Origin of the sequence: Streptomyces sp. NBC_00576 (assembly GCF_036345175.1) — a bacterium.
Classification (GTDB): Bacteria; Actinomycetota; Actinomycetes; order Streptomycetales; family Streptomycetaceae; genus Streptomyces.
In genome coordinates, this window is record NZ_CP107780.1 from 6,040,417 (window position 1) to 6,066,460 (window position 26,044).

Here is a 26,044-nt window from a genome sequence, read left to right on the forward strand (position 1 = left end):
CGGAAACAGTGAACTCGCAGGCTGTGGACCGCACATCTCCCCATCTCGTTCCCTTCTCCCCAAGGGCGGTTCTGCATGTCTGGGCTCAGTTTCAGCAGGCGTGGTCTGTTGGCCGGAGTGTCCGCGGCCGGCGCGTCCGCCGCTCTCAGCGCCTGTGGCGCCAAGACCGGTTCCGGCACGTCCTCCGACGCGGGCGTCAAGGCCGACACCTCTGGCAGCACGGTCAAGGTGGGTCTGCTCAACTCCCTCTCCGGCACGATGGCCATCAGCGAAGTCACCGTCCACAACGCGCTGTTGCTCGCCGTCAAGGAGATCAACGCGGCCGGCGGGGTGCTGGGCAAGAAGCTGAACCCCGTCAGCCAGGACGGCGCCTCCGACTGGCCGACCTTCGCGGAGAAGGCGGAGGCCCTGATCAAGGACGACAAGGTCGTCGCCACCTTCGGCTGCTGGACCTCCTCCAGCCGTAAGGCGGTCAAGCCGGTCTTCGAGCGGTACAAGTCGCTGCTCTTCTACCCCGTGCAGTACGAGGGACTTGAGGAGTCGCCGTACATCTTCTACACCGGCGCGACCACCAACCAGCAGATCGTCCCGGCGCTCGACTACCTGAAGAAGCAGGGCCTGACCAAGCTGTACCTGGTCGGCAGCGACTACGTCTTCCCGCGCACCGCCAACAAGATCATCAAGGCGTACGCGGAGGCCAAGGGCATGAAGGTGGTCGGCGAGGACTACGCGCCGCTCGGCTCCACCGAGTTCAGCACGATCGTCAACAAGGTCAAGGACTCCGGCGCGGACGCCGTGTTCAACACCCTCAACGGTGACAGCAACGTGGCCTTCTTCAAGGAGTACAAGTCCTCCGGGATGACCGCGAAGAGCATGCCGGTGCTGTCCGTCTCCATCGCCGAGGAGGAGGTGAAGAGCATCGGAACCCAGTACCTGGAAGGCCAGTTGACGGCCTGGAACTACTACCAGACGACGCCCGGCGCCGCGAACACCAAGTTCGTCGCCGCCTACCAGGCCGCGTACGGCAAGGGGAAGCCGACCAGCGACCCGATGGAGGCCGCGTACGTCTCGGTCTACCTCTGGAAGGAGATGGTCGAGAAGGCCGGCTCCTTCGACGTCGCCAAGGTGAAGGCCGCCTCGGACGGCATCACCTTCGCCGCCCCCGAAGGTGAGGTCACCGTCGACGGCGCGAGCCAGCACGTCTACAAGACCGCCCGGATAGGCAAGGTCGGCGCGGACGGACTCATCACCGAGGTGTGGAACTCGGGCAAGCCGATCAAGCCGGACCCCTTCCTCAAGGGCTACGACTGGGCGTCGGGCCTTTCCTGAGCGAAGTTCTCCGCCCCCGCCGCCCCTACCCGTCCCATCCCGTTCCTGGGAGCTGCGCGATCACGCCCCGGCCGGCATCATCCAGCCCCTCCGGCGTTTGAGGAGCGGGGTCCGGGGCGGAGCCCCAGGGATGGGACGGGTAGGGGCGGCGGGGGCGAGAAGAGCGCTCGGACCCCCCACGCACCGAAACCCCGCACCCCGTCCCCGACCAGGAGCCGCTCCGTGACGGTCATCCTCAACCAGTCCTTCACCGGCATCAGCATCGGTGCCGTCCTTCTGCTCATCGCGCTCGGCCTGACCCTGACCTTCGGTCAGATGGGCGTGATCAACATGGCGCACGGCGAGTTCATCATGGCCGGTGCCTACACGACGTACGTCCTGCAGAAGTCCATCAGCAGCGCCGGCATCTCGCTGCTGGTCGCGCTGCCCGTGGCGTTCGTCGTCGCGGGTCTGATGGGCGCGCTGCTGGAATGGCTCCTCATCCGGCGCCTGTACACCCGCCCGCTGGACACGCTGCTGGTCACCTGGGGTGTCTCGCTGATGCTCCAGCAACTGGCCCGGGACGTCTTCGGCGCCCCGAACGTCCAGACGCACGCGCCCGACCTGCTCACCGACAACGTCTCGGTGGGCGGCGGGATCACCCTCGCCAACAGCCGCCTGTTCATCCTCGGCCTCGCCCTCCTCTGCGTCCTCGCCCTCACCCTCATCCTCCGTACGACCCCGCTGGGCCGCCGGATCCGGGCGGTCGTCCAGAACCGGGACCTCGCCGAGGTGTCGGGCATCGCGACCGGCCAGGTCGACCGGATGACGTTCTTCATCGGCTCGGGCCTCGCGGGAGTGGCCGGCGTCGCGCTCACCCTCGTGGGCCCGATCGGCCCGACGATGGGCACCAACTACATCGTCGACGCCTTCCTGGTCGTAGTCGTGGGTGGCATCGGCCAGTTGAAGGGCAGCGTGATCACCGCGTTCGCACTCGGCGTCCTTCAATCCGTCCTCGAATACTCGACAACGGTGAGCGTCGCGAAGGTCATCGTCCTGGTGGCGATCGTCGCCTTCCTCCAGTGGCGACCGCAGGGCCTGTACACACTGCGCACCCGGAGCCTGGCATGACGACAACGACCAAGCCGGCAGAGGCAGTTACCCCGCCGCCACCGCAACCTTCTTCTCGAACCCCCCTCCTGGAACGCCTGCGCGTACCCGGCGGCTTCGCCCTCGGAGCCGTACTCCTGCTCGCCATAGCCCCGTTGGCGCTCTCCGACTTCCGTCTCGCCCTTCTCGCCAAGTACCTCTGCTACGCCATCGTGGCCGTCGGCGTCAGCCTGGCCTGGGGCCGCGGCGGGCTCCTCGTCCTCGGCCAGGGCGTCTTCTTCGGCCTCGGCGGCTACGCCATGGCCATGCACCTCAAGCTCGCCGACGCCGCCGACACCGGCGAGAAACTCCCCGACTTCATGCAGCTGTACGGCACCGGGGACACCCTCCCCTGGTGGTGGGAGCCGTTCGCCAACCCGGTGTTCGCGCTCGCCATGACGGTGATCCTCCCCATGGCGGTGGCCGCGCTGCTCGGTTTCCTGGTGTTCCGGCGCCGGGTGAAGGGCGCGTACTTCGCGATCCTCAGCCAGGCGCTCGCCGCCGCGCTGTCCATCTGGCTGGTCGGCCAGCAGGCGACGACGGGCGGCACGAACGGCCTCACCGACATGCAGGGCTTCTTCGGCTACTCGCTCGACGACCCGGTCAACCAGAAGATGGTGTACTTCGTCATCGCCGTGGTCCTGCTGCTCCTGATGGCCCTGGCCCGCCAGCTGTTCGTCAGCAGATACGGCGAACTCCTCATCGCCGTAAGGGATTCCGAGGAACGGGTGCGCTTCCTCGGCTACAACCCGGCCAACGTGAAGCTGGTGGCGTACGTCGTCGCGGCCGGTATGGCGGGTCTCGCCGGCGCGCTCTTCGTCCCGGCCGTCGGGATCATCTCCCCGGCGTTGATCGGGATCGTGCCGTCGATCGGGTTCGTCATCGGCGCGGCGGTCGGCGGGCGGGCGTCGCTGGTGGGCGCGGTGCTCGGCGCGGTCGCGGTCGCGTGGGCGCAGAGCACGCTGTCGGACGCGTTTCCGGCCGGATGGACGTATTTCCAGGGCCTGTTGTTCGTGGTGGCGGTCGGCTTCCTGCCCGGCGGCCTGGCGTCCCTGTTGACGGTGGCACGCAACCGCCGTAAGGCCACGACGAGTTCGGGATCGGAGGTAGCGGTATGAGCGGCGGTGGCGGTGGCGAGGCGCTGACGATCAGTGACCTGCGGGTCACGTTCGACGGCTTCACGGCGGTCGACGGCGTCAACTTGACCGTACAGCCAGGGGACTTGAGGTTCCTGATCGGTCCGAACGGCGCCGGCAAGACCACACTCGTCGACGCGGTCACCGGTCTGGTGAAGGCGACGGGCTCGGTCCGCTTCGGCGACGAAGAGCTTCTCGGGCGCCCGGTGCAGCGGATCGCGCGCATGGGCATCGGCCGTACGTTCCAGACGGCGACCGTGTTCGAGGAGCTGACCGTCCTCCAGAACCTGGACATCGCCGCGGGCGCCGGACGCGGTGTGTGGACGATGCTCCGCCGCCGCAAGGGAGTTCCGGAGCCGGTGACCAGGGCCCTGGAGACGACAGGCCTGACGGCACTCGCCGACCGCCCGGCGGGCGCACTCGCCCACGGCCAGAAACAGTGGCTGGAGATCGGCATGCTGCTGGTCCAGGACGTACGGCTGCTGCTGCTCGACGAACCGGTGGCCGGCATGAGCCACGAGGAGCGCGAGGCGACCGGCGAACTGCTGCGGCGGGTGAGCGAGGACCACACGGTCGTCGTCATCGAGCACGACATGGACTTCATGCGCTCGTTCGCACGCAGCGTCAGCGTCCTGCACGCGGGCAAGGTGCTCAGCGAGGGCACGGTGACGGAGGTCCAGGCGGACCCGAGGGTCCAGGAGGTCTATCTGGGCCGGGCGTCGGCGCCCGAGGCCGCTGTCGCCCCCGTACCGGTGGGAGAGGAGGCGTGACGTCGATGTCGATGCTGGAGATCACCGACGTACGGGCGGGCTACGACCGTACGACCGTCCTGCACGGCGTGACCGTGACGGTGCCGAAGGACGGTGTGGCCGCCGTGCTCGGCCACAACGGCGCCGGGAAGAGCACGTTGCTGAGGGCGGCCATGGGCCTCCTGAAACCGACCGCCGGAAGGGTCCTGCTGAACGGCGAGGACATCACCCGCCTCTCCCCGCACCAGCGGGTTGCGCGCGGAATGGCGTACGTCCCGCAGGGCCAGCAGTCCTTCCCCCACCTGACGACGGCCGAGAACCTCCAACTCGTCGCCGACGGGCGGGCGGACGGCAAGGAAGCGGTCGCCGAGGCGCTGGACCTCTTCCCGGCGCTGCGTGAACTCTCGGGCCGCAGAGCGGGTTTGCTGTCGGGCGGCCAGCGCCAGCAACTCGCCCTGGCCCGCGCCCTGGTGACCCGCCCGAGCCTGCTGCTCCTCGACGAGCCGACGGAGGGCATCCAGCCGTCGGTGGTCGCGGAGATAGAGGAGACGATCCTGACCCTGGCCGCACGCGGCGGCCTGTCGGTCCTCCTCGTGGAGCAGCACGTGGGGTTCGCGATGCGGGCGGCGCAGCGGTACTACGTGCTGGAGGCGGGCCGGGTGACGTCGTCCGGGGACGGCGGAACGGGGTCCGAGCAGACGGTGAGGGCGGCGCTGAGCGTCTGAGATGAAACCGGGAGGGGCCCGATCCGCACGACGGATCGGGCCCCTCCCAGGACGTGCTTCTCACCCTCCAGCTCAACGGTCGCGCCGCCGTCCACCACCGCCCACACCTGCTCGGCATCGAACGTGTGAAGGGGGCCCGTGGCACCAGGCCGCATGTCGACGCGCCACAGAGCCTGTCCGGCGCCGCCCAGCGTGGTCCGCCTCGATCAGGCAGCCGGAGCGGTACGAGCAGTTTCCTCCGCACCGAATGCGTACTCCCACTTCCAGCTCACTCGCGGACTGCCTTCATGGCCTCGTCCAGGACAGAACTCAGTTCCTGCAACGCTTCCCGAGCAGTGACCGGATCTTCGTGCTCCAGATGGTTCTGTGCATGGGCGTAACGGACGGACAGATCGGGGCGACGCGCGATTTCGATGGTCCTGGCCCAGGCCAGGACCCAGCTCTGCACGGGCCTGAGGGACTGCCATTCGACCGCCAGGGCGAACGCCTCGTCCTTCTGGGCCTGCATCTCCTCCAGACGCCCCGGATCGACGACGGCGAGGGCCGCACGCAGGGCGTCAGGGGTGTGCTCGGGACGGGGGATCAGCTCGTGTCCGTGGTCAGACTGGGTGCTCATCGTGTCCTCCTGGGGATGCCGTCGCCAGGGTATCGAGCCGGGGCGGCGGCCGAGCGAGCCTCGGGAGGAGGTGGGAAACGCGTCGGCGGAGAATCTGTCCAGGGGCGACGAGCTGACCATGGTGGGACCTGAGTCTTTCGTGCGGTGCAGCCGCTGACGTGCGCAGGCGTGCGTCAGGCGGCCAAGGGAACGGCAACCCGACAATCGCGGCAGCGACCGGGTTCGGGCCCACGGAAACCCCGATCACAGCCGTCGCAGTTTTGGAGCGGGTGCCGGACGTGGACGGTCTCCGCCTGTGAGGGAGGGCCCCCGAAGGGTGCCGGAGGCGGCAACTGGGCGGCGAGGCGGTGGGCCAGGAAGGCGGCCGGGCGGCGCATGCCCTCGGGTGGGAGGTCGCTGATCAGAGCATGCCGTACGGCGGTTGGGCTCGCGTCGCGCTCCAGCCAGGCGGCGACTCCGGGGGCGAGGTGGGCCGTGTCGCAGGTGGACAGGAGCAGGTCGGGGTCGAGGCGGCGGAGGCCGGCGAGGAGGTCGGTGGCGGCCTGGAGGATGCCCGGTCCGGCGTACGCGGGCTGCGGTACGGCGGGGAGGGGCTTGCGTGGGGCGCGCTTCTTGGGCGGGCCTGGGGTGGCGGGGTGCGCGGGGCGGGTCGGACGGTCGGACCCGGCGTCGGCATCGGCATCGGCATCAGGGTCGGCATCGGCAGGGCGCTCCGCGTGATGGCCCGGCCGGTTGCAGGAAACCGTACGGGTGACGATGCGACCGGCGGGGGTGCGTTCCCGGGAGCGGCGCAGGTAGCCGTGAGTTTCCAGTTCGCGCAGGGCGGCGGCGATACGGTCCGCCCCTTCCGGGAACCTCTTGGCGAGGGTCTTGATGTCGACGGGGGCACCGGCGGGCAGCGACTGGATGTGGACGCTCAGCCCGATGGCGAGCAGGGACAGCTCGGGGTGCTGGGAGAGGTGGTTGCCGATCACCGTGAAGCGGGTGGTGTGGCGGGCGTTGTCGTGGATGACGCCCGAGACGCCGGAATTGGGGCGCCTGTGGGGGTGATTTTTGCCCGGGCTACGGGTCTGGGCGCACGAGGGCGCGCTAGGGTTTTGCGTGTCCATCGGGAAGGTGGTTCTTCCTTGTTGGTCAGGCCCTCGCATTGGGATTGCACTCCCGGCGAGGGCCGTCGTATGTCCGCTGTCTGCGGTTGTCTGTGGTGGTGCTGCTGCGCTGAGCGTAAGGCAGGCAACCGGGCACAAATCCACCTGAGTTGGCGATGTTCACTCGGGCGAGTGAGTTTGCGCGGAAGCGGCCGTGGTCGCCGTCTCCGGTGGGCGGGAGGGGTGGGGTTTGGTTGGTTTCTTTCTCCCTACGTTTCTTTGGAAAGACCGCTGGTCGCACCGGAACACGGAGGGCAGGGTTCCGGAGCGACCTCGACTTCGGCCCACACCGTCTTGCGAGGCCGCAACCCCGGAGCCCACCCCCCCCCAACGGTCGGCAAGCGCCTCCACAAGAGCGAGGCCCCGCCCGGACTCCGCGTCGTCAGATGGGAGTTGAGGACACGGCGGGCGGTCACCACACGTGTCGGTCACCTCGATGCGCAAAGTGGCGCCGATGACGTACACGGTGAGCCGGAAGGCGCGGCCTCAGCGGCCTTCATCGAACAACTGCTGGGGGATACATGAACCGCAACACCTCGATAGAGGGCGCCTCCGGCCTGGCGTGGTTCAAGAGCAGCTACAGCAGCGGAAGCGAGGGCGACTCCTGCGTCGAGATCGCCACCGCCCCCCGCACCATCCACGTCCGCGACTCCAAGAACATTGAGGCCGGCCCCCGCCTGGCCTTCGCCCCCACCACCTGGGCCCAGTTCGTCCCGTACGTCACCCAAGACTGACCAACAGGCTTCCCTGGTCAGGGCCCCTCCATCTCAGTCCGGTGTGACGGTGGCCACATCCCCGTGGCGTGTTCGGTATCCCGAATGCCTCGTGGCGGAAAACAGTCCGCGAGCAGGGATCGCCATGCCCGGTGCGCCCCTGTGTGCGCCCCCGGGGCGGCGCCCGCCCGCGCTCCCGCCGGCCCTCTTGAATCAGCGCCCTTGTCGATCATCGGAGCAGCTCAGAGCCGGTAATTCGTCATGCGCAACAACGTGAACACTCCTGACCGTGGGGTGAATTGAGAGTTTTCCGCATGCTTCAACCCTGATATTCGATGAGTGAACTTTACGAGTATTATACCTTTGCTTTACCGGAAAGTCACCGTCCGAAATCCCTCGTTGACGGAGCGAATTCGCGCCCACTATCTTGATCCACGTCTTCAAAAAGTGCAGATGCGAAGGCAGGAGATGGATTTGACCACCGTTGTCAAACAGCAGAAGACCTACCGATTAAACGAGTTGGAGGCGGCGAAGACGCGTGAATTATCCAGTCTCGCGGCTCGTCTCTCCAACTCGCCCCCCATAGTCCTTTCCGGGCTGCTGCTCGACCTTCCCGAAGGAATGCGGAAGTCCATCCTCGACTTCGGTGCGGACACCGGTTCGGGTGGGCATTTCCTGCTCCGCGGCCTCGCGGTGGACGATCTACCGGACACGCCGGTCGTCCACGGGGCGGAGATCCTCGACAGCCATTTCACCAATGGCACCCTCATGCTCGTCGCGGATCTCCTCGGCTCCCTCGTCGGATACCAGGACGAGAAATCAGGGACGCTGTTCCATGACGTCCATCCGGTGCGGGGGGAGGAGAACCGTATCGAGAACAGCGGATCGGTCGCCTTCGACTTCCACACGGAGAACGTGCACCATCCGCTCCGGCCGGACTACCTGGGCCTGCTCTGTCTGCGCCGGGACCACGAGGGCATCGCCGCCACACGCGTGTCGTCCGTGCGCGACGCGCTGCCGCTGCTCTCCGCGGAGCAGGTGGCGGAGTTGCGGAAACCGCAGTTCCACAGTTTGTACCCGACATCCTTCACCCGGGACGTCGAGGGACCCCGGCCGCCGGCCGGACCGCACCCGGTGATCTTCGGGTCCAAGGAGCGGCCGTTCATCCGCTTCAACACGCACAACACGCGCGCTGCCGACCAGGGCGCGGAACACGCGCTACGCGCACTGACCGAGGCGCTGGAGAGCGTCTGCCGCGATCTGGTGCTCGCGCCGGGCGACCTCGTCGTCCTGGACAACCACGTGGTGGTGCACGGCCGCAGCGCCTTCGAGCCCCGCTATGACGGGCAGGACCGGTGGCTGCGCCGCTTCTACTCGCTGCGCTCCACGCCGCTGTGGGCTCAGCGGATGATGCGGCATCCGCGCGTGCTGCCCCCGATGGCGGACATCCGCGGGGTCGTCTGACCGCCACCCGCGACCGCTCTACCCTCCTGTTCTTCTCCTGAGCGGGTGGGTGACACGTGACACTGATGAGGAAAAGTGGATCTGTTCGAGGTGCTGGGCCTGCTGCTCGCGGCGACGGCGGCCGGCTGGGTGGACGCCGTGGTGGGCGGGGGCGGGGTGTTGCTCATCCCCGTGCTGCTGTTGTCCTTCCCGCAGTACGCGCCCGCGACGGCGCTCGGCACCAACAAGATCGCCGCCGTCATGGGGACCGCGACCGCCGCGTACATGTACCAGCGCCGCACCCGGCTGGACCGGTCGGTCCTCGTGCCGGCCGCGGCGCTCGCGGTCCCCTTCGGCGCGCTGGGCGCACTGTCCGCGGCGAGTGTGCCCACCGGGTATTTCCGGCCCGTCATCATGGCTCTGCTCATCTCGGTGGCACTCTTCGTGGCCTTCAGGCCGAGTTTCGGCGTGCAGCAGACGGAACGGATCGTGACCCGGCGCCGCCGTATCGGGACCATTCTTCTGGCCGGTGTCGTCATCGGTTTCTACGACGGCGTGTTCGGCCCCGGTGTGGGTACCTTCCTCATCATTTCCTTCACCACTCTCCTGGCCACGCAGTTCTTGGAGAGTGCGGCCATGGCGAAGGTCATCAACGCTTCTTCCAATCTGGGCGCTCTCGCGGTTTTCGCCTGGCAGGGAAATGTTCTGTGGGCCATCGGTCTCGGTATGGCGGTGGGCAATATAACCGGCGCCATGATCGGCTCGCGAACCGCGATGAAAAAGGGATCCGGATTCGTGCGGATCGTTCTGGTGCTCGTGGTAACCGCCATGGTGATCAAGATGGGATTCGACCAGTTCGCGTAAGTGAAATCGCAGTGAACTATGTATCTCCGAGAGGAACCCTCGGTGAACACCGACGGGTGAGACTGTAGACAGGGGATTGCATGACAAGGGAACTGTCCAGACTACTTACCCTGCCCGACTTCGAGCGTGCGGCGGATGCCGTGCTCGACGCCGCTTCCTGGGCGTACGTCGCGGGAGGCGCCGACACCCAGGTCACGGTGCGCGCCAACACCGAGGCGTTCGACCACGTCTGGCTGCGGCCCAGGGCCCTCGGCAGCGCGAACGACCGGCCGGACACCTCGGTGACCGTACTCGGGCAACGCCTCGCCCTGCCCGTACTGCTCGCCCCGACCAGCCCTCAGCGGCTCCTGCACGACGACGCGGAGATCGCCACCGCCCGCGCCGCCGAGGCCGCCGGCACGCTCTCCATCGTGAGCACCGACAGCCACCACGCCTTCCCCGAGGTGACCGGGTCCGTCAAGGGCGGGCAGTGGTTCCAGCTGTACTGCTACCGGTCCCGTGAGGACGTCGCCGCGACGATCGCCCTGGCGGAGCAGGCCGGCGCGACCGCTCTCGTGGTCACCGTCGACGCCAGCCACGCGGCCCGCCGGATCACCACCCGACGCGCGGGCTTCCGTACCCCCGCACACGTCGACTTCGGCAATCTGCGCTCGCTGGGCATCCTCACCGGAGCGATTCCGGACGGCGCACGCATCGAACGCCTCCCCCTGACCTGGGAGGACCTCGAATGGATACGGAGCCGGACCGCGATACGCCTGGTGGTCAAGGGCGTTCTGCGGGCCGAGGACGCCGAACGTTGCCTCGACCTGGGGGCGGACGGGGTCATCGTCTCCAACCACGGCGGTCGCCAGCTCGACGGCGCGGTGCCCAGCCTGGTCGCGCTCGAACAGGTGGCGGAGGCGGTGTCCGGTCGCGGACTCGTCCTGATGGACGGTGGCATCCGGTCGGGGGTCCACGTCGTCAAGGCGCTCGCCCTCGGTGCGGATGCCGTGTGCATCGGCAGGCCCTATCTGTGGGGCCTCGGTCTCGCCGGGCAGGAGGGTGTCGAGGCGGTCCTCGACCTGCTCAGGGACGAGATCGAGGACACGCTCCGTCAGCTCGGCGCGGACTCGCTCGCCGACATCGGCCCCGACTTCGCGACCAGGGCCAGGGCCTGAACACCCCCGTACGCCGGCTCGGCGGACGACACGACCCAGCGCTCGCAGCACCCTCCGCGCTCGCAGCACTCCCAGCACTCCCAGCACTCGCTCAAGGAGACGACGACCTGTGACCGTCCACTTCTCGCGCGGCATACCCCCGCTCGAAGCGATTCCCTCCGCCGCCATCGCCGAGCACACCTCCGCGGTCCTCGCCGCGGAGCCCGACCGGGTCTTCCAGTACGCACCCATCGGTCACCACACGGGTGACCAGGAACTCCGGGAGCAGCTCGGCAAGTTCCACTCGGTCGACCCCGACCGGGTGTTCGTCACCAACGGTTCCCTGCAGGCCCTCGACCTGCTCGCGTCCCACCTGCTGCGCGGCGCCGCCCGGCCGCAGGTCCTGGTCGAGGCCCCGACGTACGACCGCGCCGTGCAGATCTTTGAACGGCACGGGGCCAGGGTGTCCGGAGTGCCCCTGCGGCACGACGGCATCGACGTGGACATCCTCAAGGAGCGCCTGCGCACCGAGGTGCCCGCCTTCGTCTACGTCATCCCGGACTTCCAGAATCCCAGCGGTGTGACCACGAGCGAGGACAAGCGCCGCGAACTGGTGCGACTGTCCGCCGAGTACGGTTTCACGATCCTGGAGGACATCCCTTACCGGGAACTCCGCTTCGGCGGCACCGCGCCCACGCCCTTCGGTGAACTGGCCGAATCCGCTGACGGCGCCCGGGTGCTGACCATCGGTTCGCTGAGCAAGGTGCTCAGCCCCGGTCTGCGTGTCGGCTATGTCATCGGCCCGCCCGGCACCCCCCGCGCCCTCGCGGCCCTGGCCGAGAGCACCTATCTGTCCCCGGCCCCGCTGCTCCAGGCGGTCGCCGCGAGGACGCTCGCGAACGGCGTCGTACAGGAGAACGTCGAGCGCGTACGGGAGTTGCTGCGACCCCGGCACGACGCGGCGGTCGAGGCGGTGCGTCAGACGCTCGGCGAAGTCCAGCTGTGCGTGCCCGAGGGCGGCTACTACATCAGCGTGCACCTCCCGGTCCGTACCGACGAGGAGTCCTTCCTGGCGGCGGCGCGGGACGGCGGCCTCGCCCTGACCCGCGGTTCGGCCTTCTACCCGGCGGACTGCGCGCCGCCGGCCGGCACCGTCTTCCTGCGCCTGCCGTTCCAGGCACTCGACCCCGAGGAGTTCGCGGAAGGTGTCCGGCGACTCGCCGCTGCCTCTGAACGAGCGGCATAAGGAACACGAGCGGCACAAGCACGAGGAGCACACGGGGCACGAGAAGGACCAGAAGCACGAGGAGTCCGAGAAATCCGAGGTGTCCGAGAAGGACCGCCGGGCGGACGCCGCCGGGGGTGAGCGACGCGGAATCGTCCGTGACGCCTCGCTCTCGGCGGTCCTCGCCGGGCTGGTGGCTGTCGTGGTCTCCTGCTCCGGCCCGCTGCTGATCGTGCTGGCCGCTGCCGACGCCGGGCGGCTCAGCGACGAACAGACGTCGTCGTGGGTGTGGGCCGTGTGCGTCGGGAGCGGTCTGACGTGCGCGATCCTGAGCTGGTGGACCCGCATGCCGGTGATCACCGCCTTCTCGACGCCCGGTGCGGCTGTCCTGGTCGGCAGCCTCGGGGACTATCCGTATCCCGAGGTGATCGGGGCGTTCCTGGTCACCGGCCTGGTCATGGCACTGATCGGGGTGACGGGCGTCTTCGGGTGGGCGATGCGGCGGGTGCCGCCCGGGGTGGTGGCCGCCATGCTCGCGGGCGTGCTGTTCTCCTTCGGGGCCGGCGTGTTCTCCGCGCTGGACAGCGGCCCCCTCCCGGCGCTCGCCGCCCTTGTCACGTACTTCGTGGTCAAGCGGCGGTCGCCGAGATACGCGGTGGCCTGTGCCCTCCTTGCCGTCGTACTCGTGGCAGCCGTGGGGCCGGGTATCCCCGCGCCGGCAGGCGGCCCCGGACTGGCCCTCCCCGTGTTCACCGCTCCCGACTTCTCGCTCCGGGCGATGGTGGGCGTGGCGGTTCCGCTGACCGTGGTCACCATGGCTTCGCAGAACGCCCCGGGTCTCGCCGTGCTCACCGCCTTCGGCTACCGGCCGGACGACCGAATGCTGGTCGGCGTCACCGGGCTCACCACTACGGCCCTCGCGCCGTTCGGCGGGCACGGTATCAATCTGGCGGCCATCACGGCCGCGATCTGCACCGGCGAGGAGGCGCACCCCGATCCACGGCGCCGCTATGTCGCGGGGGTGGCATGCGGCTTCTTCTACCTGGTGACCGGGGTCTGCGGGGCCACCCTCGTGGGGCTGTTCACCACACTGCCGACGGACCTGGTCGCTGTCGTCGCCGGGGTGGCGCTCCTGGGCACCTTCTCCACGAGCCTTGCGCAGGCCGTCGCCGACGAGCCCGGCAGGGACGCGGCCGTGGTGACGTTCCTGGCCACGGCGTCGGGCACCACGCTCGGCGGGATCGGTTCGGCCTGCTGGGGCCTAGTCCTGGGCCTGGCGACACACGGACTGCTCACCTTTCGACCACTTCGTCGAGGGAAATGATCGTTCCGCCCCTTCGGGCACAAAAGAACCCGACCGCTGGCGACGGGGGATGCACCAGCGATCGGGCTCTGGCCAAGGGTAACAAGACCGCATGCTCAGTGGGAGTCGACTGCTCTCCTATGGTGACCAGTTGTGACTGGGATCACTCTTCTTCACTCATACCTCAGTACAACCGTTTCCATGTACGGAGTACGTGACGTCCAGCAAACTCTCCCCGCCGTCGAGTCGTTCAGGGATCATGAAGCATGCGTTCGGACGACTGGTACCTCACCGAAGACATCGACGAATTCCTTGCCCACGCCGGAGAGTTCCTGCGCTCGCGGCCCGCCCTGCACACCACGGCGCTGACCACGTTCGAGAAACTGCGGAGGACGGACGGAGTGGCCGCGCACGCCACCCACGCCCCCGCCACCCACGCCCCAGCCCCCGTCTTCGGCCGGCTGGAGCGATCGGGTGAGGTCGGTGCCGTCTTCTACCGCCTCACCCCGAAAAGCCTCCTGAGTCTCACCCCTCTCACCCCCGAGCAGGCCGACGCCCTCGCCGCCCACCTGGCCGCCCTCGGTCACCGCCTCCCGGGCGTCAGCGCGGAACACGGCACCGCCACCGCTTTCGCCGAGGCCTGGCAGCGGCACACCGGCGCGACGCCGACACTCCGCACCCCGATCAACCTGTACCGCCTCGGCACGCTCACCCCGCCGGAGCCGGTCCCGGCGGGCCGGGGCCGACCCGTGGGCGAGGAGGAGCACGAGCACCTCATGCAGTGGTGCCGTGAGGCCGCGGAGTTCTTCGGGGAAGTCGTCACCATCAACGCCGACACCTGGGCCGGCACACGCTTCGGCGAGAAGAGCTACACCTACTGGGAGACCCCGGACGGCACGCCCGTCTCCATGGCGGGCGTGAACCCGATGGTCGCCGGCCATGTCCGGGTGGACCCCGTCTACACCCCGGCCCACCTGCGCGGTCGCGGCTACGCGGGAGCCGTGACGGTCGAGGTCACCCGGGCCGCACTGGCCGCGGGTGCCACGGACGTCGTGCTGTACACGGACCCGGCCAACCTCACCAGCAACGCCCTCTACCAGCGCATCGGCTACCGCCTGATCGCCGTCTGGGGCGCGTACGACTTCGCGTGAGAAGTGAGAAGTGAGAAGTGAGAAGTGAGAAGGGGGCAAAGCGGGATGAGCGGGGGCCCTGCCCGCCCCCACTTGGCCCCTGTTCGGCTACTCGGCTACTCGTCTAGTCGTCACACGGGGGCGCGTACGACAGCCGGGGCAGATACTCGTGCCACTTCTCCGCCGTCAGGACACCCCGCGTCGTCGAGCAGATGTGGGTGACCGCCGCGTCGACGTCGAGATCCCACAGCCGGACCGTGTCCGCGCCGCTCGACACCCCGACGATGCCGCCGCGGGGGCTGAACGCCAGGAAGTTGCCCGTCTTGGCGTTGGGGTTCATCGACTGGCCGATGGACCTGGCCCTCGCCGGATCGCTGACGTTCCAGAGCAGGACAGCGTTGTCGTTGCCGCCGCTCGCCAGGACCTCTCCGTCCGGGCTGAACGACAGTGACTCGACCGCCTCGGTGTGCCCGGTGAGAGGGGAGCCCAGGCTGTGGGTCCTTGCCGGGTCGGTGACATCCCAGAGGCGAACCGTGCCGTCGTCGCTCCCGCTGGCCAGCGTACGGCCGTCAGGGCTGAGGGCCAGCTCGTTGACGGGACCTTGGTGTCCCTCGAGCACCTTGCCGAGCAGGGTGGCCCTGGCCGGGTCGGTGACGTTCCACAGGCGGACCGTGCCGTCCGCGCTGGCGCCGGCCAGCGTACGGCCGTCCTGGCTGAAGACGAAGGAGTCGACGTAGCCCTTGTAGCCGGTGAGCTGGGAGCCCAGCGGGCGCAGATGGGCCGGGTCGCTTGCGTCCCACAGCTGGACGGTGAAGTCCTCGTAGGCCGTGGCCAGCGTGCGCCCGTCCGGGCTGAACGCCACCGTGGCCGCGAACCGGGTCTTCAGTTGGATCGGGGCCGCCCAGGCGACGGGATGCTTCGGATCGCTGACGTTCCACAGCTGCACGGTGCTGTTTCCGGCCGCCAGCGCGAGCGTGCGGCCGTCGGGGGAGAACACCGGCGTCCGTACCTCGCCCTCCCCGGGCGTGAAGGGTTTGCCCTGTGCCACGGGGTGGTTGGGCCGCTCCACGTTCCACAGCCGGACCTGGCCGTCGCGCGAGCCCGTGGCGAGCAGCTTGCCGTCCGGGCGGAACACGCCGATACGGCCGATCATGTCCGACGTCGGCAGTGACCACAGCCGCACCTTGCTGTCGCCGCTCCCGGTGGCGAGCGTACGGCCGTCGGGGCTGAAGCCCAGCGCGTACATCTCGCCGCTGCTGCCCGTGAGGGGTTCGCCGACCTGCGAGGGGTACTGCGGATCGCTGACGTTCCACAGGCTGGCGGTGCTGTCCGCGCTGGCGGCGGCCAGCATGCTCCCGTCCGGGCTGAAGGCCACCGACCAGATCGCGTCGGTGTGGCCGGTCAGCGGTGCGCCGAGCTGGGCGGCGTGCGCGGGGTCGGACACGTTCCACAGGCGGATCGTGTCGTCGGCGGCGCCACTGGCGAGGGTGCGGCCGTCGGGGCTGAAGGCCACGGAGTGCACGAGGTCCGTATGCCCGGTCAGTTTCGTGGCGTACGGCTTCGGGTCGCGCGGCTTCGAGACGTCGTACAGCCGGATCGCGTTGTCGTCGCCGCCCGCCGCGAGTTTCCGGCCGTCGCGGCTGAACGCGATCGCGCGCACCGCGGCGTCCGCGCCGGTGAGGGTGCCGATCGACCTGGGGCCGGCCGGGTCGGCCATGTTCCACAGGCGGACCGTGCGGTCCTCGCTCGCCGAGGCGAGGGTGCGGCCGTCCGGGCTGAAGGCGATCAGATAGATCGTGCCGTCATGGTCGTTCAGGGGCGCGCCGAGGGAGCGCGGACGCGCGGGGTCGGACACGTCCCACCGGCGGATCGTGCCGTCGTCGCCCGCGCTCACGAGGGTGCGGCCGTCGGGGCTGAAAACCGCGCTGCTCACCCAACTCGCGTTCGCGACCAGGGGTTTGCCGAGCGGCTTGGGGTGCGCCCGGTCCGAGACGTCCCACAGTCGTACGGTGCTGTCGTAGCTGGCGGTGGCCAGGAGCCGCCCGTCCGGGCTGAACGTGGTGAGGTAGACGGCGCCGGTGTGGCCGATCAGCGGGGTGGACAGCGGTGTGTTCACGATCGAGATCAGCCGGCTGCGGGTGCTCAGGTCCTCCGGGCGGAGCTCGTGGGCGACCAGACTGAGCTGCGCCGACAGCGACGGGTCCGTCGACTGGACGCGGTCCGCCTCGGCGAGCACGTTCTCGAAGACCGCGTCGTCGCGCTGCTGCCGGGCGATCAGTGCCGCACCGCCGGCCAGCAGGCCCAGCACGACCACCGCGGCGACGGCGGCGCGGCTGATCAGGACGGTGCGTCGGCGCAGCTTCACCGAGGCGGCCAGGAACTGCACCGCGCTGCGGGTGAGGAAGGTGTCACCGGTGGACTTCGCCCAGGTGTGCGCCTGCTCCAGCCGGGAGCCTCGGTAGAGGAGGGACGAGTCGCGCTTCGACTCCTCCCAGGACCGGCTGTCCTCCTCGACGCGCTGGCGCAGCAGGTTGCCGCCCCGGTCCTCGTCGATCCAGTCGCGCAGCCGCGGCCAGGCGTGCAGCAGTGCCTCGTGGGTGATCTCCACGCTCTCGGCGTCGAGCGTCACCAGCCGGGCGCGCACCAGCGCTTCGAGGGACTCCTCCGTCTTGCCGGGGTCCGTCGACTCGGCGGCCAACTGCCGTCGCGTACCGCGCCTGCGGGTGGCCTGGGTGTCCTCGCCGAGGCGCACCAGGCGCAGCAGCAGCAGCCGCGCGGCGGTACGGGCCGCCGGGTCGAGGCCGGTCCAGGCGTCTTCGGCGGTCGCGGCCACCGCGCCCTGGATACCGCCGGCGGCGCGGTAGCCGGAGAGCGTCAGCCGTCCCGCCTTGCGGCGCTGCCAGGTGGCGAGCAGGGCGTGCGAGAGGAGCGGCAGTACGCCCGCGTCGTGCGTTCCGCGCGGTCCGTCGGCGCTCACCTCCCGCACGATCAGCTCCGCGAGCCCCGGTTCGAGCTCCAGGCCGACGGCCTTGGCGGGGCCGCTCACCGCCTCCCGCAGCTCGGCGGTGGTCAGCGGCCCGAGGACCATGTGCCGGTGCTGGAGCGCGTCGGCGAGCTCGGGATGGCGCAGGCACTGGTCGTAGAAGTCGGCGCGGACACCGAGGACGACGAGCGCGGGGGCCGACTCGTCGCAGCCGGTTCGCTCACCGGGGCCGGGGGGCGAGGCGGCGGCGTGGAGGACCTGGATGAAGGTGTCGCGGATCGTCTCGTCGAGGCAGAGGGTGAACGTTTCCTCGAACTGGTCGACGATGACGACAGGGCGGGCGGGGGAGGGAACCGCGACGTCAGGGGCATCCGGGGCATCCGGGGCGCCAGGGGTGTCGCGGCGGGCCCAGGCGGCGACCGTCTCCCGTACCGCATGGGCGAATTCGGGCGTACCGGGCTCGGCCGCCGATGTCCCGGCGGGGGACAGAATCTCCGAGAGCCCGGGTATGCGACGGGTCAGCTCGGCGAGGGGATCACTGCCCGGGACGAGCTGAAGGACCTCCCGGGCCAGCTGCCCCGGGCCGCCCAGCGCCCCCTCCTGCAACGCGGGCACCAGCCCGGCGCTCAGCAGGGACGACTTGCCCGCCCCGGAAGCGCCCACGAGCATGACCAGCCCGCCGGAGCCGGAGCCGGAGCCGGAGCCGGAGCCGGAGCCGGAGCCGGAGCCGGAGCCGGTGGCGGTGTCTGGGGCTGGGGCTGTGTCTGCGCCGGTGTCTGTGGCCGCCATGGCCTCCGCTGCGCGGAGCTGGGCGACGAGGGTGTCGGTGCTGCGCTCCCGGCCGAAGAACCAGCGGGTGTCCTCCCGGCGGTACGAGGCGAGGCCCCGGTAGGGGCACACCCCGACCGGAACGGCCGCGACCTCGGCGGCGGGCGCTTCCTCGACGTCCAGGGACCCGCCGACCGGGTCGGCGACGGCGCGCTCCCAGAGCCGCTGCCACTGGACCATGTCGTACAGGCCGGGGGAGACGGGCACGGGCCGGGTGCGCCGGGCCTGCGGGACGAGGACGCTCAGTACGGCGGCGAGGGCGGCGAACTGGGCGGGCACGTTCTTGGCGCGCCGCCAGTCGCTGATCCGCTGCACGGACACCCGCACAGCTCGGCCGCGTTCGTCGACCCGCTGCAGCTGGACGACGGCTTCGGCCACCCGTTTGAGGGGGGGATTACCGGCCTCCTTGTACAACAGCGAGAGCCGCTCCGCGAAGACCGTGCGTGCCCCTGAGTCGGAACTCAAGGTCTCCACCCCTAACTTTCCCCACCTCTGATATCCGGTGTCATCCGGACCGGAAAACCCACTCTATACGGCTGACCTGCGGTTAAGCCGCCGGCCCGGCACCGGAACCTCCTCTCGGGAAGCCCTGGATGGCAGGATCATGACGCAACAAAGAACCAGCCACGTGGTGTCCAACCGGACCACCAGCGCAGCGATCCCCAGGGCAGCTCGGACGCCGATCGTTCTCGGCCAGATGCCGCCGGATTTCGCCAGCCGGAGGTGTCGGCCGCACCACGCGGGCCCGAGATCCGCGAAACCGGCACAGTCCGGACTCCTCCCGGGTCCTCGTCCATCGTTCGGCACCGGTCCCCACGTGGGGAGGGACCGGTGCCGAACGGCGTTGTGGGCGCAGTACGGTGCCCGTACGCGCAGGGACTTGTTGGGGGAGAACCGTTGAGCGCTCGGATTCTGGTCGCCGAAGACGACGAGATGCAGTCCCGCCTGATCCGGATCTATCTGGAACGGGAGGGAAACGCGGTACAGGTGGCCGCCGACGGCCGAGCGGCCCTGGACCGGGCTCGCTCGACCCGGCCGGACCTCATCGTGCTCGACGTGATGCTGCCTCTGGTCGACGGACTCGACGTGTGCCGCATCCTGCGCACCGAGTCCGACGTACCGATCCTGCTGCTCACCGCCCGCACCACCGAGGAGGACATGCTCCTCGGCCTCGACCTCGGCGCGGACGACTACCTCACCAAGCCGTACAGCCCCCGCGAGCTGACTGCACGGGTGCGCGCGTTGCTGCGCCGGTCCCGGAAAGCGGGCGCGGCGGCGCAGCCGTCGGTGCTGCGGGTCGGCGAGGTGGAGCTGGACACGGCACGCTTCGAGGTACGGATGGCGGGTCGGCCGGTGGCGCTGACCTCCAAGGAGTTCAACATCCTGGAGACCCTGGCCCGCGAACCCGGCCGCGTCTTCACTCGGGCCCAGATAATCGAACGCGTATTCGGCTACGACCGGGATGTACTGGAGCGCACGGTCGACGCACACGTCATGAACTTACGCCGGAAACTGGAGGCGGAGAATCCGGGAGAACCCCGGCTGCTGGAGACGGTGTACGGCCGGGGGTACCGCTTGGCGGACGGTTCGACAGCGCCCTGAAGGGGCGCGGGGCTGTGTCGAAATGCGGCTCCGCCGCGCGGACTCGACCAGCCCCACCGGGCCGCGGTGAAGAACTGCCTACCCGGCGGAGCGCGGCAGCACGATCGTGAACGTCGTCCCCGCCCCCACCGCACTGCGTACGTCGATCGTGCCCCGGTGATCCGTCACGATCTGGCGGGCGATCGACAGCCCCAGCCCGCTGCCCCCGGTCGCGCGCCCCCGGGACGCGTCCGCGCGCCAGAAACGGTCGAAGAGGTGGGGCAGGTCCTCCGGCGATATCCCCTTGCCGGTGTCCCTGACTTCCACGACGGCAAGCTCGCCCCGGGGGACCACGGCCAGGGTGACCGAGCCGCCCGCCGGAGTGGCCCGCAGCGCGTTGCCGACCAGATTGCCGACGACCTGGCGCAGCCGGTCCGTGTCCGCGGTGACATGGACGGGCGCCGACGCCTCCACCCGCAGCGCGACACCTGCGGCCTCGGCCTGGGCGTGATGGGCCCGCCGTCCCGCCTCCAGGAGGTCGCGCAGGTCGACGTCGGCGGGGTGATACGTGAGCGCGCCCGCCTCTGCGAGGGCGAGGTCCTGCAGGTCGTCCACGATCCGCTGCTGGAGCAGGGCCTCCCGGTGGAGGGAGTCGAGCAGTTCGGGGGTCGGGTCGACCACCCCGTCCCGCAGTGCCTCCAGATACCCGCGCAGATTGGCCAGCGGGGTGCGCAGCTCGTGCGCGATGTCCCCGGTGAGCCGCCGCTGACGTTCCTCGCCGGCCTGGATGGATTCGGCCATGCGGTTGAAGGCGCCGCCGAGCTGCGCGATCTCGTCCCGCCCGGAGACGGGCACCCGGCGCCCGAGGTCGCCCTCGCCGAGCCCTTTCGCGGCGACTGTCATGGCCCGTACGGGACGCAGGACGGCCCTGCTCAGCAGCAGTGCGCCGGCGACGACCGCGAGGGCGACGCCTGCTGCGACGGCCACGGTGGGCGCGGCGGCCAGGGTGGGCGCCGACTCGTTCCGCACGCCGAGGCGGACCTCCAGACGGGGCGGGGCGACGGAACCGATCCGCTGGTTGAACACCCGCTGCAGACAGGCGGCGAAGCGCTGTTCGGCCTCGCAGGGCTGAAGGGCGATCAGATCCGCCGGGGTGAGCGGATCGGCCGAGTCCTTCGGCGCGGGGCACTGCGCGGGCCGCCGGTCGGCCTTGATCCGGGGGATGCCCAGGTTGTCGGGGCGGGCGGTGGGCTCGGCTCCGGCCCGGGTCAGACAGGCCGCGTAGGTCATCTCGGTGCGGTAGTCGGAGATCGCCGAGGCGACCTGCTTCATCGAGATCCGGCGCACCTGGCCCGCGGGAACCTTCAGTGCGGGCCGCGGGTCCACCAGGACCGCGGGCTGACTGCTGGGTTCGCGGGGCGTACGTCCGGCCAGGGCGTCCGAGTCGGTGAGCAGGACGTCGGACTCCGTGGCGACCCGGATGCGCTGGCCGGTGTCCTGGGCGAGGGAGGCGACCGTGGGCGACAGCCCGTCCCAGGTGCCGTGGGTGAATCCGTACGTCCGCAGCTCACCGGTGATCCGGGCGACCTCCTGCCGCCCGGCCGTGACGGTCTCCTGGACCTGGCGGTTCGCCTGCCGCAGCGTCAGCCAGCCGGTGGCGGCGCTGGCGGCCAGGGCGACCAGCATGAGCAGGCCCAGGACCCGGAGCCGGAAACTCATCGGCGTGACCCTTCGGTGTGGATGTGGATGTGGATGTGGATGCGGGTGGGGGTGGGTGGGGTGGGTCGTAAGAGTGCGGTGTCGGCCAGAAAGCCTTTCGCGGCGCCGACGAATCGCATACAGGGGGTAGTGGCTGCTCGCCAGGGAGTACGTACGAGGCCGAATTAGCCGTTGCCATCGCCGCTCCGCTGTCCGTCGCCGCACTGAAACAGCGCGACAGCGGGGGCGGTCCCGGTTCTCGGGGCCGCCCCCGCTCCGTACCACCGGAGCGCCGGCCAGAACGCCCGGTGGTGGTCATGTGCCGGCCAGCGCCTCCGTCGGGGCCAGCCGGCTCGCGCGGACCGCCGGATACAGTCCGGCGATCATGCCGATGAGCAGGGTCGAGCCGATGCCCGCGAAGCTGGCCCAGGCCGGGACGACCGTCGGCCAGTCGCGGCTGACGGCGTAGCCCGCCGTGATGACCGTGCCGAGCACCGTCCCTCCCAGCCCGCCGATGAGGGACAGCAGCAGCGACTCCGTCACGAACTGCGTCCGGATCTGGCCCCGGGTGGCGCCGAGAGCGCGGCGCAGCCCGATCTCCGGCCGCCGTTCCAGTACCGAGATGACCATGGTGTTGCCCACGCCCACACCCCCGACGAGCAGCGCGACCCCGCCGAGTCCGAGCAGCAGCCCGGTCAGCGCCGACTCGGTGGCCTCGCGGGCCGCGAGTGCGTCGGAGGGCCGCGAGATCCGCACCTCGCCCGGCTTCTCGGGGTAGGCGGTGGCCGCCAGCACCGACCGTACGGCGGTCACCTGGCTGTCCTCGGCACGGACGTACACCGTCGACGGATGACCGTCGAAACGCAGATAGCTTCGGGCCGCCTGCCAGCCGACCAGCGCGGCACTGTCCAGCTCCGGCGCCAGTGGTACGGGTTCGAGGACGCCGATCAGGGAGAACCAGCGGCCACCGATCCACAGCCGGGTCCCCGGGGTGTACACGTCCAGCCGCTGCGCGGCGGTGGCGCCCAGTACGACCGCCGGGTACTTGTTCGTGGCCGAGTCCAGCCAGCGGCCCCTGTTGACATTCCCGCCGACGGCGGGCAGCAGGTCGGTGCCCGAGGCGAGCACGGTCAGCGAGTTGGTCCGCCCGATGGCGATGCGCTCGTTGCGATACACGCTGGCACCGACCGCGCCGGTGGCGGTCACCTGCTCCACGGGCGGGATGCGCCGGACCATCGCGACAGCCTCGTACGGCAGTTTGGCCTTCTCACCCGTGAGGGATTCGCCGGGGGCGACCCGCAGCAGGTTCGTTCCGAGGGCGTCCAGCCGCCGGTCCACTTCCGCCTGCCCGGACCCGGAGATACCGACCACCGCGACCATGGCGGCGACCCCGATGGCGATCCCGAGAGCGGACAGGAACACCCGCAACGGCCGCGTCCGCAGCCCGGTCCCGCCGAGCCGTACGACATCGGCGGGCCGCAGCCGCGCGGCGCGCAACGGCTTGGGCCTGTCCAAGGGGTCCGTCACCGATGCGCCCCGATCGTCGTACTCGAACTTGTGCTGGTGGTGCCTTGCAGGGTGTCGTTGATCAGCCGGCCGTCGCGCATCTCGATACGGCGGGGGAGTCGGGCGGCGATCTCCAGGTCGTGGGTGATGACCACGACCGTCGTACCGGCCGCGTGGAGTTCGCGCAGCAGTTCCAGTACGGCGGCCCCCGACACGGAGTCGAGGTTGCCGGTCGGCTCGTCCGCCAGCAGGACCGACGGCTCGCCCACCACCGAGCGGGCGACGGCGACCCGCTGCCGCTCGCCCCCGGAGAGCTGGTGCGGCAGATGCCGGACGCGATGGCTGAGCCCGACCCGGGACAGCGCGGACGCGGCCCTGGCCCGGCGGCGGCGCATCGGCATCCCCGTGTAGAGCAGACCGTCCGCCACCGAGTCCAGCACCGGGACACCGACGGCCAGATGGAACTGCTGGAAGACGAAGCCGATCCGGGTGGCCCGCAGCGCGGAGACCTCACGGTCGGACAGCTTCGCCACGTCGTACCCGTCGACAAGGACCCGCCCCGCCGAGGGCCGGTCCAGGCTCCCCATGAGATGCAGCATGCTCGACTTGCCGGACCCCGACGGGCCGACCACACCGACCAGTTCGCCGCGCCCGATCCGCAGACTCACGTCACGGACGGCGGCGACCCCACCGGGATAGGTCTTGGAGACGGAGTCGAACTCCACGACCGCAGGTGACACGGCGGGAGGTGCCACCGCCTGAGGCGCGGACTCGCTCACTCGGGAATCCTCACCTTCATGCCCTCGCGGACACCGGAACCGCTGACCTGTACGTTCCCGTCGGCGAAGAGTCCCGTCCTCACCGCGACGAACCGGCCGTCCTCGGTCTCCAGCCCGTGTCCGCCCTCGGCGAGGGCGACCAGCGCGGCGACCGGCACACTCAGCACGTCCTTGACCTCGCGGCCCACGTACTCGACGCTGACGGGCCCGCTCTCCAGCCGCCCCACGGACTTCTGGTCCGCGATGGTGATGGTCACCGGCAGGGTGGCGGCGCCCGCTCCCGACTCGCCCTCGGTGCTGCCCCCCGCAGGCGTGCTCGCCTCCCGCCCGACCGAGGCCACCTCGCCTTTCACGGACTTCCCGTCGGGCAGCGTGATCCCGACGACCGTGCCGCGTACGGCCCAACCGGCGTCCGCGGCCGAGGCGTTGACGACGACCTTGCGTGCCGTACCGGTGTACGTCAGCGTGTCCTCGCCCACGGCCGCGCCGAGCCGGGCACCCGGCTGGCCGATGCGTACCTTGCCGGCGGAGTAGATGACGTCCCCGACACCGACCGTCCCGGTCTCGGCCAGCCCGAACGCCTTCTGCCAGCGCTTGACGGCCCGGACGGTGGCGTCGGTGAACCTCTCGTCCACGGTGAAGCCGGTGTAGCCGAGCGCGGCGAGGTTGGTCTCGAACTGCAGGACGTCCATGCCGGTGAGCGGCGCAGGCGCACTGGCTCCGGTTCCGGCTCCCGTTCCCGTTCCCGTTCCCGTGGGGGAGGGTGAAGCGGTGGCGCCGGTCCCGGTGTCGGACTGCCCGGTTTCCGAGGCTCCGGCCCCGGCATCGGGGGCGGCATCGGAGATGGTGGCGGTGAGGCCGAGGTCCCGGTACATGGGCATCGAGCCGTACAGCAGCACCACGGGACGGTCGTCGACCCGCAGCAGCGTGTCACCGCGCTCCACCGTCGCGCCCTGCTGGGGCAGCCAGGTCACGGTTCCCGTCGCCTTCACCGGCAGTGGTATCTCCGTACCGAAGCTCAACTGCCCGTCCACGTCCGTGCGTTCGGTGAGCGTCGTCCGGGTGACCGGAACGACCGAACCGGCCCGGGGCGGTGCGCTCGGGCCCTCCTCCTCGCCGCCGCCGAGCCCGAGAGCCCCGACCACGGCGACGGCCGCCACGACGACCACGGCACAGACGATGAGCGCGGTACGCCGGCCACGTACCCCGCGGGGCGGCCCGGTGCCGGCCGGCTCGGTGGCGTCGTCGAAGTGGGTCACGGTGTCCGTCCCCGCCACGATCAGCCCTTGCCGGGGGCGGCGGTCGCCGGAACGCCGACGATCGGCCCACAGATACGGGTGGCCCGCTTGGCCCCGGCCGACGTCTGGTCCCACTCGCCCTGGCCGAGACCGTCGGCACCCGGGTCGGGGAAGTCGGCGGCGCCATTCTTCTGCATGCAGGTGGCGTACTCCTGCTTCACCTTGATCTGCGCGGCCGTGAGCGCGGGCTGGTTGCCCTTCTCGACGCTCTCGGGGACGGCCGTCAGGTACTCGGCACACGCCACCGAGGCGGTCTTGAACTTCGGGTCCTTCTTCAGGGCCCGCAGATTGTCGCCGCCGCCGAAGTCGATGTTCCCCTTCGCGTCCGGGTCGGGCGCGTCGATCCCGTTGTCCCGCAGACACTTCACGTACTTGCCCTGGGCCGCGACGTAGGTGGCCACATCGTCGCCGGAGCCGTCCCCGGCCGATGAGCCGGACGCCGTGGTCGCTCCCCCGCTCGCCGCCGTGGGGACCTTCGAGCCACTGTCGTCGCCTCCGCAGCCGGTCAGCGCGAAGGCCATGACCGAGGCCGCCACGGCCAGCAGTACCCGATTCGTCCTCATCGGTTCTCCCCGTCCTCCTGTCGTACCCGGCCACGAACGCGGCGGGCAGCCCGACGGTAGAACCGACATGATGAAGAACTCTTGAAGAACCTGTCATCCGACCATGCGACCGGTGTCGAACCCTCTCGACGGCACGCTTTCGTGGGGCGAGGATCGGTCAGTA

21 protein-coding genes are annotated in these 26,044 nt (G+C 70.1%); 13 read left to right on the top strand and 8 right to left on the bottom strand.

What is annotated here, in order from left to right:
• Positions 1-75: 75 nt before the first annotated feature.
• The 5 genes from urtA (at position 76) to urtE (ending at position 5,067) form a co-directional block, all read left to right on the top strand.
• Complete coding sequence (urtA, locus tag OG734_RS26145) at positions 76-1,329, top strand: urea ABC transporter substrate-binding protein (RefSeq protein ID WP_330289921.1); 1,254 nt, start codon at positions 76-78, stop codon at positions 1,327-1,329.
• A gap of 222 nt (positions 1,330-1,551) precedes the next feature.
• Complete coding sequence (urtB, locus tag OG734_RS26150) at positions 1,552-2,439, top strand: urea ABC transporter permease subunit UrtB (RefSeq protein ID WP_330289922.1); 888 nt, start codon at positions 1,552-1,554, stop codon at positions 2,437-2,439.
• A complete protein-coding gene (urtC, locus tag OG734_RS26155) occupies positions 2,436-3,575 on the top strand; it encodes an urea ABC transporter permease subunit UrtC (RefSeq protein ID WP_330289923.1) in 1,140 nt (379 codons plus the stop codon). The genes urtB and urtC overlap by 4 nt, the downstream gene beginning before the upstream one ends.
• Positions 3,572-4,363, top strand: a complete 792-nt coding sequence (gene urtD, locus OG734_RS26160; protein ID WP_330289924.1) for an urea ABC transporter ATP-binding protein UrtD — start codon at positions 3,572-3,574, stop codon at positions 4,361-4,363. Before urtC ends, urtD begins: the two co-directional genes overlap by 4 nt.
• 5 nt (positions 4,364-4,368) lie before the next feature.
• Entirely contained in the window at positions 4,369-5,067 is a 699-nt protein-coding gene (gene urtE, locus OG734_RS26165) for an urea ABC transporter ATP-binding subunit UrtE (RefSeq protein WP_330293794.1), read from the top strand.
• Between the two features lie 268 nt (positions 5,068-5,335).
• Here urtE and OG734_RS26170 read toward each other — a convergent pair whose 3' ends face one another.
• Both OG734_RS26170 and OG734_RS26175 read right to left on the bottom strand, forming a co-directional pair.
• Entirely contained in the window at positions 5,336-5,683 is a 348-nt protein-coding gene (locus tag OG734_RS26170; RefSeq protein ID WP_330289925.1) for a hypothetical protein, read from the bottom strand.
• Positions 5,684-5,856: 173 nt separating this feature from the next.
• On the bottom strand, positions 5,857-6,792 hold the full coding sequence (locus OG734_RS26175) for a helix-turn-helix domain-containing protein (protein WP_330289926.1): 936 nt from the start codon (positions 6,790-6,792) through the stop codon (positions 5,857-5,859).
• Between the two features lie 560 nt (positions 6,793-7,352).
• On the opposite strand from OG734_RS26175, the gene OG734_RS26180 reads away from it, so the two are divergent.
• The 7 genes from OG734_RS26180 to OG734_RS26210 all read left to right on the top strand — a co-directional run bounded on the left by OG734_RS26180 (position 7,353) and on the right by OG734_RS26210 (position 14,666).
• The gene (locus tag OG734_RS26180; protein ID WP_330289927.1) at positions 7,353-7,565 is read left to right on the top strand and encodes a DUF397 domain-containing protein; all 213 of its coding nucleotides are present in this window, start codon (positions 7,353-7,355) and stop codon (positions 7,563-7,565) included.
• Positions 7,566-8,012: 447 nt separating this feature from the next.
• The gene (locus tag OG734_RS26185) at positions 8,013-9,008 is read left to right on the top strand and encodes a TauD/TfdA family dioxygenase (RefSeq protein WP_443064911.1); all 996 of its coding nucleotides are present in this window, start codon (positions 8,013-8,015) and stop codon (positions 9,006-9,008) included.
• Between the two features lie 75 nt (positions 9,009-9,083).
• Positions 9,084-9,851, top strand: coding sequence for a sulfite exporter TauE/SafE family protein (locus OG734_RS26190; protein ID WP_330289929.1), 768 nt, complete (start codon positions 9,084-9,086; stop codon positions 9,849-9,851).
• Positions 9,852-9,931: 80 nt separating this feature from the next.
• Complete coding sequence (locus OG734_RS26195) at positions 9,932-11,008, top strand: alpha-hydroxy acid oxidase (protein WP_330289930.1); 1,077 nt, start codon at positions 9,932-9,934, stop codon at positions 11,006-11,008.
• Positions 11,009-11,117: 109 nt separating this feature from the next.
• A complete protein-coding gene (locus OG734_RS26200) occupies positions 11,118-12,233 on the top strand; it encodes an aminotransferase-like domain-containing protein (RefSeq protein WP_330289931.1) in 1,116 nt (371 codons plus the stop codon).
• Positions 12,193-13,536 (top strand): benzoate/H(+) symporter BenE family transporter, encoded by a 1,344-nt coding sequence (locus tag OG734_RS26205; protein WP_330289932.1) that lies wholly within the window; start codon positions 12,193-12,195, stop codon positions 13,534-13,536. Before OG734_RS26200 ends, OG734_RS26205 begins: the two co-directional genes overlap by 41 nt.
• A gap of 245 nt (positions 13,537-13,781) precedes the next feature.
• A complete protein-coding gene (locus tag OG734_RS26210; protein ID WP_330289933.1) occupies positions 13,782-14,666 on the top strand; it encodes a GNAT family N-acetyltransferase in 885 nt (294 codons plus the stop codon).
• A 103-nt stretch (positions 14,667-14,769) separates the two neighbouring features.
• On the opposite strand, the gene OG734_RS26215 is transcribed toward OG734_RS26210, so the two are convergent.
• Positions 14,770-18,930 (bottom strand): WD40 repeat domain-containing protein, encoded by a 4,161-nt coding sequence (locus tag OG734_RS26215; protein WP_330289934.1) that lies wholly within the window; start codon positions 18,928-18,930, stop codon positions 14,770-14,772.
• A gap of 423 nt (positions 18,931-19,353) precedes the next feature.
• Here OG734_RS26215 and OG734_RS26220 point away from each other — a divergent pair, with 423 nt between their 5' ends.
• Entirely contained in the window at positions 19,354-20,058 is a 705-nt protein-coding gene (locus tag OG734_RS26220) for a response regulator transcription factor (protein WP_330289935.1), read from the top strand.
• Positions 20,059-20,136: 78 nt separating this feature from the next.
• On the opposite strand, the gene OG734_RS26225 is transcribed toward OG734_RS26220, so the two are convergent.
• From OG734_RS26225 to OG734_RS26245, 5 genes are all read right to left on the bottom strand, one after another.
• Positions 20,137-21,756 carry an ATP-binding protein gene (locus OG734_RS26225; RefSeq protein WP_330289936.1) on the bottom strand — a complete coding sequence of 540 codons (1,620 nt, stop codon included), beginning with the start codon at positions 21,754-21,756 and terminating at the stop codon, positions 20,137-20,139.
• Between the two features lie 294 nt (positions 21,757-22,050).
• Positions 22,051-23,262, bottom strand: a complete 1,212-nt coding sequence (locus OG734_RS26230; protein WP_330289937.1) for an ABC transporter permease — start codon at positions 23,260-23,262, stop codon at positions 22,051-22,053.
• Complete coding sequence (locus tag OG734_RS26235) at positions 23,259-24,020, bottom strand: ABC transporter ATP-binding protein (protein ID WP_330289938.1); 762 nt, start codon at positions 24,018-24,020, stop codon at positions 23,259-23,261. Before OG734_RS26235 ends, OG734_RS26230 begins: the two co-directional genes overlap by 4 nt.
• Positions 24,017-25,297 (bottom strand): peptidoglycan-binding domain-containing protein, encoded by a 1,281-nt coding sequence (locus OG734_RS26240; protein WP_330289939.1) that lies wholly within the window; start codon positions 25,295-25,297, stop codon positions 24,017-24,019. The genes OG734_RS26235 and OG734_RS26240 overlap by 4 nt, the downstream gene beginning before the upstream one ends.
• A 2-nt stretch (positions 25,298-25,299) precedes the next feature.
• Positions 25,300-25,881 (bottom strand): hypothetical protein, encoded by a 582-nt coding sequence (locus tag OG734_RS26245; protein WP_330289940.1) that lies wholly within the window; start codon positions 25,879-25,881, stop codon positions 25,300-25,302.
• Positions 25,882-26,044: the final 163 nt, after the last annotated feature.